General features: G+C 70.4%; 13 protein-coding genes and 3 pseudogenes. 7 read left to right on the top strand and 9 right to left on the bottom strand.

Annotated features, from left to right (window positions below):
• Nucleotides 1–15 precede the first annotated feature (15 nt).
• Nucleotides 16–296 (top strand): annotated as a pseudogene (locus tag Srubr_RS40740) (inositol monophosphatase family protein); the annotation flags it as partial.
• On the opposite strand, the gene Srubr_RS15130 reads toward Srubr_RS40740, so the two are convergent.
• The gene (locus Srubr_RS15130; protein WP_373313337.1) at nt 215–1174 is read right to left on the bottom strand and encodes a S1 family peptidase; all 960 of its coding nucleotides are present in this window, start codon (nt 1172–1174) and stop codon (nt 215–217) included. The pseudogene Srubr_RS40740 and the gene Srubr_RS15130 overlap by 82 nt on opposite strands.
• 114 nt (nt 1175–1288) lie before the next feature.
• Here Srubr_RS15130 and Srubr_RS15125 point away from each other — a divergent pair.
• Nucleotides 1289–2097, top strand: a protein-coding gene (locus Srubr_RS15125) for an IS5 family transposase (protein ID WP_373319153.1) whose coding sequence is annotated in 2 segments (ribosomal slippage) — nt 1289–1636 and nt 1639–2097 — 807 coding nt in all. Because the reading frame shifts where the segments join, the coding sequence is not laid out codon by codon here.
• 215 nt (nt 2098–2312) lie between these two features.
• On the opposite strand, the gene Srubr_RS15120 is transcribed toward Srubr_RS15125, so the two are convergent.
• Nucleotides 2313–2717 (bottom strand): hypothetical protein, encoded by a 405-nt coding sequence (locus Srubr_RS15120; protein ID WP_229926967.1) that lies wholly within the window; start codon nt 2715–2717, stop codon nt 2313–2315.
• Between the two features lie 135 nt (nt 2718–2852).
• Between Srubr_RS15120 and Srubr_RS15115 the strand changes: the two genes are divergently transcribed.
• The 3 genes and pseudogenes from Srubr_RS15115 to Srubr_RS15105 form a co-directional block, all read left to right on the top strand.
• Complete coding sequence (locus Srubr_RS15115; protein ID WP_189999155.1) at nt 2853–3083, top strand: hypothetical protein; 231 nt, start codon at nt 2853–2855, stop codon at nt 3081–3083.
• A gap of 22 nt (nt 3084–3105) precedes the next feature.
• A complete protein-coding gene (locus Srubr_RS15110) occupies nt 3106–3465 on the top strand; it encodes a DUF6086 family protein (protein ID WP_189999154.1) in 360 nt (119 codons plus the stop codon).
• 272 nt (nt 3466–3737) lie between these two features.
• Nucleotides 3738–4037, top strand: a pseudogene (locus tag Srubr_RS15105) (IS5/IS1182 family transposase); the annotation flags it as partial.
• A gap of 127 nt (nt 4038–4164) precedes the next feature.
• Here the strand turns inward: Srubr_RS15105 and Srubr_RS15100 are convergent.
• The 4 genes and pseudogenes from Srubr_RS15100 to Srubr_RS15080 form a co-directional block, all read right to left on the bottom strand.
• Nucleotides 4165–4704 (bottom strand): GNAT family N-acetyltransferase, encoded by a 540-nt coding sequence (locus Srubr_RS15100; RefSeq protein ID WP_189999152.1) that lies wholly within the window; start codon nt 4702–4704, stop codon nt 4165–4167.
• 72 nt (nt 4705–4776) lie between these two features.
• Nucleotides 4777–5817, bottom strand: a pseudogene (locus Srubr_RS42245) (IS630 family transposase).
• 66 nt (nt 5818–5883) lie between these two features.
• Nucleotides 5884–6819 (bottom strand): serine hydrolase, encoded by a 936-nt coding sequence (locus tag Srubr_RS15085; protein WP_189999150.1) that lies wholly within the window; start codon nt 6817–6819, stop codon nt 5884–5886.
• On the bottom strand, nt 6816–7781 hold the full coding sequence (locus tag Srubr_RS15080) for a LysR family transcriptional regulator (RefSeq protein WP_189999148.1): 966 nt from the start codon (nt 7779–7781) through the stop codon (nt 6816–6818). The genes Srubr_RS15085 and Srubr_RS15080 overlap by 4 nt, the downstream gene beginning before the upstream one ends.
• A gap of 244 nt (nt 7782–8025) precedes the next feature.
• Between Srubr_RS15080 and bla the strand changes: the two genes are divergently transcribed.
• Entirely contained in the window at nt 8026–8934 is a 909-nt protein-coding gene (bla, locus tag Srubr_RS15075; RefSeq protein ID WP_373313642.1) for a class A beta-lactamase, read from the top strand.
• A 202-nt stretch (nt 8935–9136) separates the two neighbouring features.
• The gene (locus Srubr_RS15070) at nt 9137–10705 is read left to right on the top strand and encodes a carbohydrate-binding protein (RefSeq protein ID WP_189999146.1); all 1569 of its coding nucleotides are present in this window, start codon (nt 9137–9139) and stop codon (nt 10703–10705) included.
• Between the two features lie 118 nt (nt 10706–10823).
• Here the strand turns inward: Srubr_RS15070 and Srubr_RS15065 are convergent, their stop codons facing one another.
• From Srubr_RS15065 to Srubr_RS15055, 3 genes are all read right to left on the bottom strand, one after another.
• Nucleotides 10824–11552 (bottom strand): hypothetical protein, encoded by a 729-nt coding sequence (locus tag Srubr_RS15065; protein WP_189999145.1) that lies wholly within the window; start codon nt 11550–11552, stop codon nt 10824–10826.
• Between the two features lie 60 nt (nt 11553–11612).
• Complete coding sequence (locus tag Srubr_RS15060) at nt 11613–11999, bottom strand: VOC family protein (RefSeq protein WP_189999143.1); 387 nt, start codon at nt 11997–11999, stop codon at nt 11613–11615.
• 85 nt (nt 12000–12084) lie between these two features.
• Nucleotides 12085–13671 (bottom strand): amidohydrolase, encoded by a 1587-nt coding sequence (locus Srubr_RS15055; RefSeq protein ID WP_189999141.1) that lies wholly within the window; start codon nt 13669–13671, stop codon nt 12085–12087.
• Between the last annotated feature and the right edge of the window lie 17 nt (nt 13672–13688).

Here is a 13688-nt window from a genome sequence, read left to right as displayed (position 1 = left end):
GAGACCGGGACCGGTGCGCCGGGTTTCCGGGCCGTAGATCTGCTGTCCACCCTGAGTTCGTCGAACGTTTCCGGCCGTGCGTCGTATCCACCACCCTGGCGCCGGCGTGGGTGGCTGCCGGCAAGCGTGCCGCATATGTCACTGATGGCAACGACCTCTCCAGAGGCGTGCATTTCGCGGCCGGCATCGCTTCGCGCCGGGCTGTCGGCTGCTGTCACACGCATCGACTCGACAGTACCCCGACAGGTGCGGCAGATTGTGGGCTCGTGGTCACCGCCGCCGCCCACGGTCTGCTGTCGCACGGACGCCTCCGGCCCGCCAACCGCCGGAACCGCCAACCCGCCGGCCTGCCCAGGGCACTGTCGCATGCCCGGCTGTTGGCGTCCGGCCTGGAATTGCCGTCGTCCTGCAGGGTCAGGCGGGTGGCGTTCGAGGTCAGGCTGTCCCCGGCGGTCAACACGGTTCCGGCGGTGAGGGTGTTGCCTCCTGTGATGTTGTCCAGCCGGGGAGAGAGGGCGTTGTTACGGGTCTCGGCTGGGTCGGCTCCCCAGCAGCCTCCTTGCCATGACCGGCTGCCGAGCGCGACCAGTTCGTATCTGCCGTTCTTCTGTCGGAGAACGGGTCCGCCGCTGTCGTCGGCACAAATCGAGTCCGCCTCCGTCTTCCCGTCGAGGGCAAGCGTGGTGCCGGTGACGGACTCCACGGTGAGGACCGCGGTGTGCAGCTGGTTCGGCACCCAGTCGGACTTGCTCCGCCCGAAGCCCGCGATGGTCAGTTCCTCACCGACGGTCGGTGCGGTCGTGGCAAGCGGGACGGGGACGATGCCGGTGGTCGGTGAGACCAGGCGTGCCATGACCATGTCCCGGTCGTTACGGGGAACAAGTTCGACCACTTCCCGGACTTGGCCGCCGGTGGTGGTGAGGTCGGTGCGGCCGATGGTCGCCAAGGTCTTCCACTTGGGCTTCCCTGTGGCGACTTGGCCGGTTCCTGGGTCGTCGGTGAAGCAGTTGGCAGAGGTGGCCAGCCACTGCGGAGCGATCAGTACACCGGAGCAGGCACGCAGGTTGTCGCCTATCTGTAATCGGGCGGTGAAGGCCAAGGAACCGCTGGCGGCGTCACCGGTGGCGGCCGACGCCGTGGTGGTGAGGCAGCCAACGGCCAGCGTCGCGGCCATGAAGCCGATGGTCAGTGTGACTCGTGCGCGGGGCTTGGGCATGATGTGAGACTCGTTCTGTGCGAACAATAAGACGCCATTTCACTTGGCGTTATCTTGCGGCAGTCTGGGGTGATGACTGCTGCGCTTGTCGAGCGGATGGCACCGGATGACCTGTGGACGTTGTTCCAGCGGGTGGTGCCACCAGCGCCGGTTCGCCCGCAGGGTGGAGGGCATCGTCGGCGAGGGGACCGCGAGGTGCTGGCCGCGATCATCTTCGTGGCCACCTCGGGCTGCACCTGGAACCAGTTACCACCGGGATTCGGCCTGTCGGGCGTGACGGCCTTCCGGCGGTTCACCGAATGGACCGAGGCCCGGGTGTGGGCCAAGCTCCACCGCCTGGTCCTGGACGAACTCGGTGCCCGGGGCGAGCTGGACTGGTCGCGGTGCGCAATCGACTCCGTCAGCGTCCGGGCCCTCAAAGGGGGCAGCTGACGGGACCGAATCCGACCGACCGCGGCAAGAAGGGATCGAAAATCCACCTCATCGTCGACCGCCAGGGCCTGCCCCTGTCGATCGGCATCTCCGCCGCCAACCTCCACGACAGCCAGGCCCTCATCCCACTGGTCCGCGGCATCCCGCCCATCCGCTCCAGCCGCGGCCCACGGCGCAGGCGGCCCGGCAAACTGCACGGTGACAAGGGCTACGACTACCGTCACCTGCGGCAATGGCTCGCATCCCGTGGCATCCGGCATCGTCTTGCCCGCAAGGGAATCGAGTCCTCCCGGCACCTGGGCCGGCACCGCTGGGTGGTGGAGCGGACCGTGTCCTGGCTGTCTGGCTGCCGCCGTCTGCACCGCCGCTACGAACGCAAGCCAGAACACTTCCTCGCCTTCACCGCCATCGCCGCGACCCTCATATGCCACCGCAGACTGACCAAGTGAAATGGCGTCTAAGTGGGTGATGCCTTGACGTCGGTGCACCGCGGCCAGTGGGCCGCTTTTGTGAGAGCACGCCGGGCCTGGCCGGTGCGGGATGGGCCACTGCCCGAAGAGCACGTGCTATCGCACGTCCACTCGCTAAAGGTCGTTGAGAGTGCCTAACGGGCTTGGCGAGCTCGCATGGCTGTGCGATGAGGGCGGATGGTCGGCGGCCGCGGCTAGCCGGTGACGCGGATCTCGACGAGAACGGACTGGGCGCCGCCCGTGGTTCCTTCCCCTACGGGCTCGAAACCGTCTTCCGGCACGTTGACAGTGGTCTTCACGCCGTTGGCAGTCAGATCCGCGCTGATGGGATGGTCGGCCGTTTCCAGGGCGAAAACCCTCGGGAGTTCCAAGGTGAGATGACCGGTACCGGCGTTGGCCCGGAAGCAGTACACCTCGTCACGGCTGGCCGAGGGATCCGCGACGGTCAGTACCCTGATCTGCTTCGCCGAGCTGTCGCAATCGGCCAGAATGATATGACCGTCTCCTCTCTTCAGTAGAATACCCTTTTCCGCAAGGATCCGGGAAGCGTTCGGATACGCGTAATCCTCGACCGCGACGGGGGGAACATCCCCGTCCAACGGGCCTGAGGTAGCCGACTATGAAGACTCCGCGTATGCGAGGGTGGACGCCCCTGCTATTGCGGCCAAGGTGCCCACAAGGCTGATGGCGAGACGTCGGTGAGTACGGAAGACCATTCACCCAAGTGACGAAGCGTGCTCAAGAAGAATCTCGACGGGAAACTTGAAAAATACCTGAGGTCGCGCGATATAATATCCCAGGATATCGGGTGCGACTGCTATACCAATGCTCCCATCGGATGGCAGTTCGATACGGACAGAATGGATCCCGTTTTCAAGGAAACTCTTGAAGCCCGGATCGCTGAACTCAGGAAGAAACACCCAGGGGTCGACCTCAGGTTGAGAGTTGTAGCCCCGAAAAACTAGACCAAAGGATGAGGGGCGTAAGATGAGTTTCCTGTTTGAAGCCGGTGACGAAACGCTTTGGGAAGCAGGGTACGTCAGCGGGCGAATGTATTTCGCTCTCGCTCAGGGAGTCGCCGACCACCTTCGTGTGTCACCCGGCCTGACGGGAGGAACGCCACGTGGAGACTGCCAGGTGGATGTGTCTGCGTTCCGGTCATTCGTCGAGCATCTGTACCGAGAATACTCGTCGACGCAGAGTGTCGTGCTTCATGACCTCCTGCGTGGCATGCTCATCACCTCGCTGATCATGCTTGAGCGGGCAGGGGCCCCCATCACGCTGGAGCCCGAGCATGAAGAGGCCTTCCAACAGGAGAAGGCTGTCCTCGCTCGGGCCATGGGATAGGCCGCAGACAAGGCGAGAAGAACCCCGACGGGCGAATGACCCGTCGGGGTTCCCCAGTGATCCTTTTCCAACCTCGACACCGTGGAGGAAGAGATCAGCGGGGGAGTTGTTCCGTCGGGTAGCAGCGCGGGGTGGGCGTACGGGGTCGTGGAGGGAGTCCAGGGAGGACGCCCTTTCGGCGCGGTAGCCGACGCGCTGTCGGTCGGCACGGCGGCGGTGGACTGTGGGCTCGTCGCTGGAATGCCGGCTGAGTAGGTCGGGACCGACGCCATGATCACACCGTCGTCGGGCAGTCCAAGAACTACCGGTACGTCACCTCGTCGTCGCGGTCGGTCGACCGGTTGCCCGGCTACCGCAACGACTGCGAGGTGTGGGGGCTGTCCGGTGCCAAGGATGCCGTCGGCCACACGGCTGTGATGGCTGACGGCGGCTACCGCGGCACCGGGCTGATCACCCCGCACCGCCGAGAGCGAGGTCATACCGAACTCCCGGCCTGGAAGGAGGAACACAACATCTCCCACCACACCATGCTTGGCATCGCCCGCCTGCACAGCCTCACCCTCACGGAGTGACGGGCGAACGGCCAGCCCACCCGGTGCGACCGAGGTCATTCACGGGCCAGCCCTTGGCTACTGAAGTTGATTGGGTGATGTCGGGCCCGTTCGCCTGACGGTGGGCCGGGTCGGTCCGATCGCACCGTTACGCAGGATATGCGCAGGGTGAGGCGACGAGGGCCCGGTGGTAGCGGGTGTAGGTCTCGAAGACCTCGGCGACCTTGAAGCCGAGCCGGATCAGCACGGCGCTACTCTTCCCATTTCCGTGGGTGACGCCCGCGAACACGTCGGTGGCGCCCAACATAGTGGCTCCGTACTCGATCAGCGCACGGCAGGCTGCAGTGGCGTATCCATGTCCCGTTGCCTCGTGGTCGAGCCAGTATCCGAAGCCGTATTTGGGTGGGTTGACGGCCACAAGGTCAACGCGGCCGACGAGGGCGCTGTGAAGGAGGACGCCGCAGCGGAGGGACGGGCTGGGGTCGTTGAGCAGCTCGGCATGTGCCCTCTTGTAGTCCGATGCGGCCAGCGCCTGGTAGTCGCCGTGCTGGGTGAGGTGTGCGCGATTTCGGTCGATGAGCGCGTAATATTCATCGGCTTGCTCAGCAGTGAGTACACACAACGTCAATCCGGAGACGTTGGTTTTGAGTTCGGGAAAGACGTGCTTGTCGTGATGACTACCGGCCATGTCGACTGACCCTACGACGGGGTCTGGGCCCCTGCCACGGCTTTTTGGTGGCGCGCAGCGACTGAATGCCGGTCAGCCGTCCGTGATCAGGCCGGTGCCGGTGAGACAGCCGTCGACCAGGTCCGGGCGGTACTGGATCTGCTTGAGCTGCGCTTCACAGCCCGGGTGATCTGGCCCAGGTCGGCGGCGGCGAGGTTGCCAATGTCGCGCTTGACCAGCGACCAGACGCCCTCCTGCGGGTTGAGATCCGGCGCATAGGAGGGCAGCTGGAATACAGTGAGCCAGTCGGCGTTGGCTGCGTGAACTCCCGCAGCGGGGCGGTCAGGTGGATGCGGACGTTGTCCCACACCAGCACGATCGGGCCGCCACGCTGGATACGGGCCCGGATGAGCAGGTCACGGAAGTCACGCCATCCGAACCCCTTCGGCTGGTCCTTGCGTCCGTTGTACTCGCGGACCGCGTAGAACATCCAAGAACGCTCGCCCGGCTTGTGGCAGGTCATGCCCGCCATTGATACCCGTCCCGAGTCCCGGCCCCGCACCCGCACCACTGGCGTGCAGCCGATCCGGCCCCAGGACCTGGCACGCGGTGGCGTCATCGACTGCCCGCCCTCGTCCTCGAAGAGATCCAGCCGCCGCACGCCGCCGCGATGCTCTTACCCGCGGCCAGACCTCCTTCTTCCACAGTTCCACCGCCTCCTCGTCACGCTCGATGGCCCGCCGGGCGGGCTGTTGCCACGATCACCCGTGCCGCTTCAGCAGCCGCCAGGTGCCCTCCACTGTGTACGAGACGTGGAACAGCCGACCGATCAGCGTCTTCACCCGTGCCAGCGACCATCGCTGGTCTGCCCAGCCGTGGGCGAGTGGACCACGCTCCAGCCTGTCCATCTGCTCCGGACCGAATCTCGGGCGGCCAGGCGAGCCCCTCGACAGGACCCCGACATCTCCGCGTTCACGCCAGGCACGGCGCCACCGACCGCTCGCTCACCCGCAGCGCGGCCGCGATCTCCCTGTTCTTCCCCCTGCGCCCGAAGCGTTCCACGGCCTCCAGCCGGATCCGCTCCCGCGTAGCCCTCCCGGTGTCGGTCAGCCCGCCGCCCTGCGCGTAACTCACGCCCCACGACTACCGGAAGCAACCGACCACCGTCAGACGAACAGGCCCGACATCACCCGATCAAGTTCAGTAGCTCCGCAAGGCCTCGAACGCGTCCCGGCCCGCCGCTCCGATCGCCAGGTCGACGTCCGGTGCGAGTCCCGCGCGGCGGGTCGCGCGGGTGAGTGCCGCCATGGCCACCCGGTCGCCGGAGTCCGCCTCGACGACCCCGATCTCGTGCCGCAGGTGCAGGAACGTGCCGGTCTTGCCGCTCCACCGCAGTGTGTCCGCGCGCAGTTCGGCCGCCAGCCGCTGGGTGAAGACCTGGTGCCCCATCAGCCGGCGCAGCTCGGCCGTCGCGGCAGGCGTGGCGATCTCGTCGCGCCACACCCGCTGGAGCAGGCCGACCAGCGCCGCGGCCGTGCCCGCGTTGGCGTGCGCCGGGTCCAGGGTCTCGATGGTGTGCCGGCCCGTCCCCTCGTCCCGGACGGCCAGTTCCAGGGCGAGGGAGAAGTCGTTCCCGGCGGCGCCGGCCGCGCACTCGTACAGGTGGTTCATCCGGTGCCGCACCCGGATGCCGTCGCACCCCCAGGCACGCAGCCGCGCGTCGGTCTCCGCCACCGGCACCAGGTCGAACAGGGCGTCCGCGGCGGCGTTGTCGCTCACCGACAGCATCAGCAGGAGCAGGTCGCCGACGGCCACCGTGGCCGGGTGCCGGAAGGCGGCGAGCCCGGTGGGGCCGACGCTGCTGGTACGGGGATTCACCGTCACCGGGCGGGCCGGGTCCAGCTCCCCGGCCGCGATCCGGTCCAGCACGGCCAGGGCGAGCGGGACCTTGGCCACCGACGCCAGCGGCACCGGCTCGTCCGCGTCGAAGCCGAGCTGCTCCCCGGTGTCGAGGTTGCGGGCGAGGAAGGAGCCGCGGACGCCCAGCGCCGCCCAGTCCGCGGCGATGGCCTCGGCGACGGCCGACAGGGCCGTGTCGCCGCCGGTGTACACCGGGTGGTGCGGCGCCGCGCTCATCCGCGTGCCGCCAGCCGCGCGGGGGCGTCCTCGTGGCCGGCCGTCGGCTCCGGCCCACCCCGGTGGGGCACGGCGCCCACCGCCGAGGCGAGCAGCGTGGCCAGCCATTCCGGTGCGGCCGCCGTGCCGTCCCGGTCCGGGGCGGCGCGCACGTCGTAGCCCCGGTGCAGGGCACGGTCGGCCAGCGGTGTCCAGTGGGCGCCGTGCTGCCGGGCGAACGGTTCGGCGCACAGCAGCAGCGCGTGCCCGGCCAGGGTCTCGGCGAGCGCGGTGGCCGCCGCTCCGGCCGGCCGGATCCGCTCCTCGGGCAGCCCGGCACGCGCGGCAGCCCGCGCCAAACGGTCTTCGAAGTACGGCACTTGATCCTCCGTCAGCAGCAACAAGGGCGGGGGAGCGGCACGTCCGGCGCCCCGGCCGCGGCGGGGTCGCAGCTCCTCCAGGTGCAGCGTGCGGCGCGCGGCCTTGGCGTCCGGCACCGGTGCGGACGCCAGCCCCAACGGCGCCCGGAACGCTGCCTGTTCCGGAGCGGTGCGTACCAGCGCGTACCCGAGCGAACCGTCCGCCAGCCCCGACGCCCGCTCCAGGGGCGGCAGTTCCCGGATGCCGAGGGTGAGTCCGTGCTCGGTGCCGGCGCGCAGGGCACGGGCCAGCGCGGCCGGGGCGCAGTCCGTGGGGACGCCGACGGCGCGCACCCGCGAGCGCCGGGCCGAGCGGGCGACCTGCCGCAGTCGCTGCGCCCGGTCCAGCACGTCCCGCGCGTAGGGGAGCAGCAGCACGCCCAGTTCCGTGGTCTCGATCTGCCGCCGGGACCGGTCGAACAGCGGGCCGCCGAAGTACTCCTCCAGTGTCTTGACGCGGCGGCTCAGCAGCGGCTGGGCGATGCCGAGCCGGTCGGCGGCCCGGGAGAACCCCGCCTCCTCGGCCGTCGCCACGTACGCCTCCAGGTGTGCCAGTAGATCCACCCGGCACTCATATCAATAAGGCATGGGAACTTCAAAGTTTCCTCTTGGACATGGATGCCTCCGTGCTGTTTCGCTGTCCCCGTCGAAGATCGGCACCGACGACGTACGTCCCGGGAGGAGTACGCCCATGTCCAGCACGCCCATGTCCAGTACGACCACGCCCAGTACGCCCTTGACCAGCGCGACCGCACCTGGCGCGACCGCGCCCGCGACCGGCGGTCCCGCCGCGCTGCCGCGCCGCCGCCTGCTGCGGACCGGCCTCGGCCTCACCGGCGCCGCGATGGCCGCGACGGCGCTCTCCGCCCCCGCCGTCTCCGCCACCCCGGGCACCGCCGCGCGCACCGGTCGATCCGGGCAGCCGGCCGAGTCGGCGGAGCTGGCCGGACTGGAGCGGCGCTACGGCGCCCGGCTCGGCGTGTACGCGCGCAACGTCCGCACCGGGCGGACCGTGGTCCACCGGGCGGGGGAGCGGTTCGCGATGTGCTCGACGTTCAAGGCGTTCGCCGCGGCGGCGGTGCTGCGCGACCACGGCGACCGGGCTCCGCTGGACCGGGTGGTGTACTACCCGCCGCGTGACATCCTGCCCAACTCCCCGCGCACCGAGGAGAACCTGGCGACCGGCATGACCGTGGCCGGCCTGTGCGCGGCGGCGATCCAGTACAGCGACAACGCGGCCGGCAATCTGCTGCTCCGGGAGCTGGGCGGCCCGGCCGGGCTCACCCGTTTCCTCCGGTCGCTCGGCGACACGGTGAGCCGGCTCGACCGGTGGGAGCCGGAGCTGAACACCGCGATCCCCGGGGACGTGCGGGACACCACGACACCCGAGGCGATCGCCGGGAGCCTGGAGCGCCTCACCCTGGGCCGGGCCCTGCGCAGGGCCGACCGGGAGCGGTTCACCGGCTGGCTGAAGGGCAACACCACCAGCGCGGAGCGGTTCCGCAAGGGGCTGCCGTCCGCCTGGGTCGTGGCGGACAAGACCGGCACCGGGGACTACGCCACCGCCAACGACATCGGGGTGGCCTGGACGACCCGGGGGACCCCCGTGGTGCTGGCCGTCCTGTCGGACAAGAGCGCCCCCGACGCGCCGGTGGACCAGGCGCTGATCGCGGAGGCGGCGGCCGTCGTCGCCCGCACCCTGGCCCCGGGCGAGTAGCCGACCCCCCGGTGTTCGTCATGCTGAACAGAAATCATGTACGCGTCTGTTGACGTGTACATGTCTTCTCCCTACCGTCGGGAAGGTCCAGAGGGAAAGCGCTTTCCGGTCACTGTTCACCATGCCACGACCGGCCGCCGAGTTCACCCTCTGGACCGCTCGCACCCGCACAGCCGAGTCGACCCGCAGGGAGAGAAAGCCGATGCACATGAGACCAGCCATCGCGTGCGCTGGGCTGCTGACCGGTGCGCTCGTCGCGCTGACCGGCACCACGGCCCAGGCCGTGACCACCCGGTACGAGGCCGAGAGCGCACCCGCGGTCTGCACCGGGACCATCGACTCCGACTGGACCGGCTACTCCGGCAGCGGATTCTGCAACGCCACCAACGCCTCCGGCGCCCATGCCCAGTTCACCGTGAACGCGGCGAGCGCCGGCACCGCGACCGTGCACATCCGCTTCGCCAACGGCTCCGCCACCGCCCGGCCCGCGACCGTCGCCGTCAACGGCACCACGGCCACCACCGCCGGCTTCGAGGCCACCGGCGCCTGGGACAGCTGGGTGACCAAGACGCTCACCGTGCCGGTCAAGGCGGGTGCCAACACCGTACGCCTCACCCCGACCACGGCCGGCGGCCTGCCCAACCTGGACTACCTCGACGCCGACCTGGCCACAGCGGCGACCGGCAGCGTGCTCTACGTGTCACCGACCGGCACCGACGGCGCGGCCGGCACCGAGTCGGCCCCGACCACGCTCACCTCGGCCATCAGCCGGATCACCCCCGGCGGCACCATCTACCTGCGCGGCGGGACCTACCGCCAGTCCGCCACGGTCACCATCCCGGCCGACAGCGACGGCACCTCCGCCGCCCGCACCACCCTGTCCGCCTACCCGGGCGAGAAGCCGGTCCTGGACTTTTCGGCGCAGACGGAGAGCCCGGCCAACCGGGGCATCCAGCTGTTCGCCGACTACTGGCGGCTGTACGGCCTCACGGTCCAGCACGCCGGTGACAACGGGATCTACGTCGGCGGCAGCAACAACGTCGTCGAGCGGGTGGTGACCGCCCACAACCGGGACACCGGGCTCCAGCTCGGCCGGATCTCCTCCAGCACCCCCAGCTCCCAGTGGCCGGCGAACAACCTGATCGTCAGCTCCGAGTCGCACGACAACGCCGACTCCGACGGCGAGGACGCCGACGGCTTCGCCGCCAAGCTGACCACCGGCACGGGGAACGTCTTCCGCTACGACGTCGCCCACCACAACATCGACGACGGCTGGGACCTGTACACCAAGACGGACACCGGCGCCATCGGCCCGGTGACCATCGAGTACTCCCTCTCCTACGGCAACGGCACGCTGAGCGACGGCACCGTCAACACCAACGGCGACCGCAACGGCTACAAGCTCGGCGGCGACGACATCCCCGTCGACCACGTCGTCCGGCACAGCATCGCCTACAAGAACGGCCACCACGGGTTCACCTACAACAGCAACCCGGGCACCATGACCATCTCCGGCAACGTCGGCGTCGACAACGCCGAGCGCAACTTCTCGTTCGACAAGGGCACGTCGGTGTTCCGCGACAACACCTCCTGCCGCTTCGCCGGCGGCGGCTCCAATGACAAGACGGTCGGCAGCGCCGACAGCTCCAACCAGTTCTGGACCGGCTCCAACGGCTCCCGCTGCTCCTCGTACGCGGGCGCCCTCGGCTGGTCCTTCGCCTCCGACGGCCACCTCGTGGTGACCTTCGGCGGCAGTGTCGTCAACCCGTAAGCGGGGTACGGCGGTTCGGGCAGAGCGGGACGCCGTCCGGTACGGCGTCCCGCTGCCGCCGGTGCCGACTGCCCCTCGCGTCACTCGAAGTCGGCAACGAAACGCTTCGAAGAGGGGGTCAGCCGACCGGATCGCCCGGCGAGACGGGAAGCGTCTCCAAATCCGGCGCGGCCAGCAGCTCCGCGATCAGCTCCGCGGAGCCGCCGACGTAGGTGCTGACCAGATCCACGTCACCGCCCAGCACCCAGGCCCGGTCCTGCGGCCACCACAGGTCCGGCAGCTCGGCGAATTCGTCCAGCGTCACCGGGGAGACGGCGTCGGCCAGCCGGCCGGCCAGCAGGACCTCCTCCCGGCCCGGCGTTTCGAACGTCGGGAACCGGTCCCAGTCCCAGCGGCCGTACCCGTGCCACAGCCCGAACCAGCACCGCTCGGGCGTGCCGGTGTGCCGGGCCAGCACGGGCAGCAGCGCCTCGGCGACCTCGGGCGGGGTCGGGCCCTCGGCGGGGTGCTCGTCCCACACGCCGGGCCGGCCGGGGTCGGATGCGTCGAGGCAGTCCTGGTCCGCCCCGATGACCTCGTGCCAGCGGCTGCCGGGCGTCACCCGTGTCCTGTGGGCGGCGGCCACCGCCGACCAGCGCACCGGCCGCTCGTCCAGCCGGGCCGGATGCAGGATCCGCGCGTAGGCCGCGAAGCCCGGCGCGGCGATGGCCGCCACCGTGCCGAACTCCCCCTGGCCGGGCCCGTGTTCGGTGAGCCAGTCGGCGGGGGAGAGATCGGCTGCCCGCACCCGCAGCCGCCCGTACCACTCGGGGGCGGGGGCCTGGTCGACCAGGGGGAAATCGTTCACCCGCCCAGTGTGCCGCAGGCGGGCCGGGGCGCAGGCCCCGGCCGCCTCAGGTCGCGCCGGCTACGCGACGCCGCCGTACGGGCGCGTGATGATCTCCAGGGCGTGTCCGGCGGGGTCCTTGAAGTACACGCCCCGGCCGCCGTCGTGCCGGTTGATCTCGCCCGGCTGCTTGCCGTGCGGATCGGCCCAGTAGGTGATCCCGGCCGCCCGGATGCGGGCGAAGGCCGCGTCGAACTCCTCCTCGGAGATCAGGAAGGCGTAGTGCTGCATGACGATCGACTCCGCCGGGATCGTGGCGAAGTCCAGCGTCACCCCGTTGCCGGTGGCGACGGGGATGAACGGGCCCCACTCGGTGCCGATCTCCAGATCCAGGATGTGGGACAGGAATGCGGCGGACTCCCGGTTGTCCCGGGCGTGCACGATGGTGTGGTTCAACTCGACTGACATGAGTGGAATGCCTCCGAGGGCAATCTCACGGGCACCTCCATGCCTCACCCGGACGGTGACCGACACGCGATGCCGTAGGCCGATCCTAGCGGACCTCTTCGTCCGGCCCCCGGTGCGTCACATGCCCGCCGGTCACGGTCAACACCACGGGAGAGTCGGTGAGTTCGTCGCCCGGCGCGTGCACCGGGTCGACGGCCAGCGCGGTCAGGTCGGCCCGGAAGCCGGGCGCGATCCGGCCGGCCACGGCGGACTCCCCGGCGGCCGCCGCGGCGTGCGAGGTACAGCCCTCCAGCGCCTGCGTCGCGGTGAGCCCCGGCCGGTGCGCCGCGGCACCCTTGGGGCGGCGGGCCGTCGCCAGCACCGCCCGCACGTCGTAGTGCGCGATCGGCCAGTCCGAGCCGAGCGCGACCGTGGCCCCGGCCTCCCGCAGATCCCGCAGCCGCCAGGCTCGGGCGGCCCGGTCGCCGCCCAGCCGGCGCGACCACTCGTCGGTGCCGTCGTCGCGGGTGTAGCCGGTGTGCGGCGGTTGCAGCGAGGCCGCGACGCCCAACTCGGCGAAGCGCGGCAGCAGTTCGTCGGGAGCGGTCTCGATGTGCTCGATCCGGTGCGCACCGTGCCCGCCCGGCCCCAGCGAGGCCACCGTGTCCAGGACGTGCCGGACGGCGGCGTCCCCGATGGCGTGCGTGGCGGTGCGCACCCCGGCCGCGTGCAGGGCGCGGACGGCCTCGGCGTACGCGCGCGGGTCCGGCCAGAACGCGTCGGTGCCCCGCCCGTGGCAGTCGGGGTGCTCCAGCCAGGCCGTGCCGCCCTCGACGGTGCCGTCCATGAAGAACTTGACCCCGCCCACCACCCAGTGCCGGCCGCCCCTGCCCTGCGCCTCGATCAGCTCGCGCAGGGCGTCGGCGTCTGCGCCCGGCATGCACCAGGGCGCGAACCGCAGCCGCACCGGCAGCACCGTCTCCCGCGCCACCGCCTCCACCAGCTCCAGGTCCCCGCCGTCCATCACATGGGCGCCGGTCAGCCCGGTCGCGGCCATGGCGGACAGCAACTCCAGCAGCCGTGCCCGCCGTTCACCGTACGAGGGCCGGGGCACGATGGCGGTGACCAGGTCCATCGCCGCGTGCTCGACCAGATGCCCGGTGGGCCGCCCCGAGGCGTCGCACACCACCTGGGCGCGCTGGTCGAAGGCGCGCGGTCCGGTCACCCCGGCGGCGGCCAGCGCGGGCCCGTTGACGAGGGCGGAGTGACCGTCGTACAGGCGCAGGAAGGCCGGGGTGCCGCCCAGCACGTCCGCCACCAGCTCATGGTGGACCGGGCGGCCCTGGAACGCGTTGTGGTCCAGCCCGTAGCCGACCACCCAGCCCTCGGTCCGCTCGGCGCGGGCGAGCGCCGCGCGCAGCCCGGCCAGGTCCGTCACGCCGGACAGGTCGGTGCCGGTCGCCATGTCGAGCCCCCACACCGGGTGGCTGTGCGCGTCGGTCAGGCCCGGCACCAGGTGCGCGCCGCGCAGATCGACGGTCTCGGTGCCGGGGCCGCGCCAGTCCCGCACGTCGTCCGCCGTGCCGACGGCGGTGATCAGCCCGTCGCGCAGGGCGACGGCCGTGGCGGTGGGACGGGCGGGATCCAGGGTGCGGATCCGGGCTCCGGTGAGGACGAGGTCGGCAGCGGGCATGCCGGGAACTCCTAGCG

It is taken from the genome of Streptomyces rubradiris (assembly GCF_016860525.1).
Lineage (GTDB): Bacteria > Actinomycetota > Actinomycetes > Streptomycetales > Streptomycetaceae > Streptomyces > Streptomyces rubradiris.
Note: the sequence above shows the minus strand (reverse complement) of the source record. Positions and strands in the feature narration are given on the sequence as shown.

Bases quoted from the DNA above. Each gene is read 5' to 3' on its own strand.
- Srubr_RS15130 (WP_373313337.1), bottom strand. From the start codon at position 1,174: ATGGCCGCGACGCTGGCCGTTGGCTGCCTCACCACCACGGCGTCGGCC.
- Srubr_RS15110 (WP_189999154.1), top strand. From the start codon at position 3,106: ATGAGTTTCCTGTTTGAAGCCGGTGACGAAACGCTTTGGGAAGCAGGG.
- Srubr_RS15100 (WP_189999152.1), bottom strand. From the start codon at position 4,704: ATGGCCGGTAGTCATCACGACAAGCACGTCTTTCCCGAACTCAAAACC.
- Srubr_RS15085 (WP_189999150.1), bottom strand. From the start codon at position 6,819: ATGAGCGCGGCGCCGCACCACCCGGTGTACACCGGCGGCGACACGGCC.
- Srubr_RS15070 (WP_189999146.1), top strand. From the start codon at position 9,137: ATGCACATGAGACCAGCCATCGCGTGCGCTGGGCTGCTGACCGGTGCG.
- Srubr_RS15060 (WP_189999143.1), bottom strand. From the start codon at position 11,999: ATGTCAGTCGAGTTGAACCACACCATCGTGCACGCCCGGGACAACCGG.
- Srubr_RS15055 (WP_189999141.1), bottom strand. From the start codon at position 13,671: ATGCCCGCTGCCGACCTCGTCCTCACCGGAGCCCGGATCCGCACCCTG.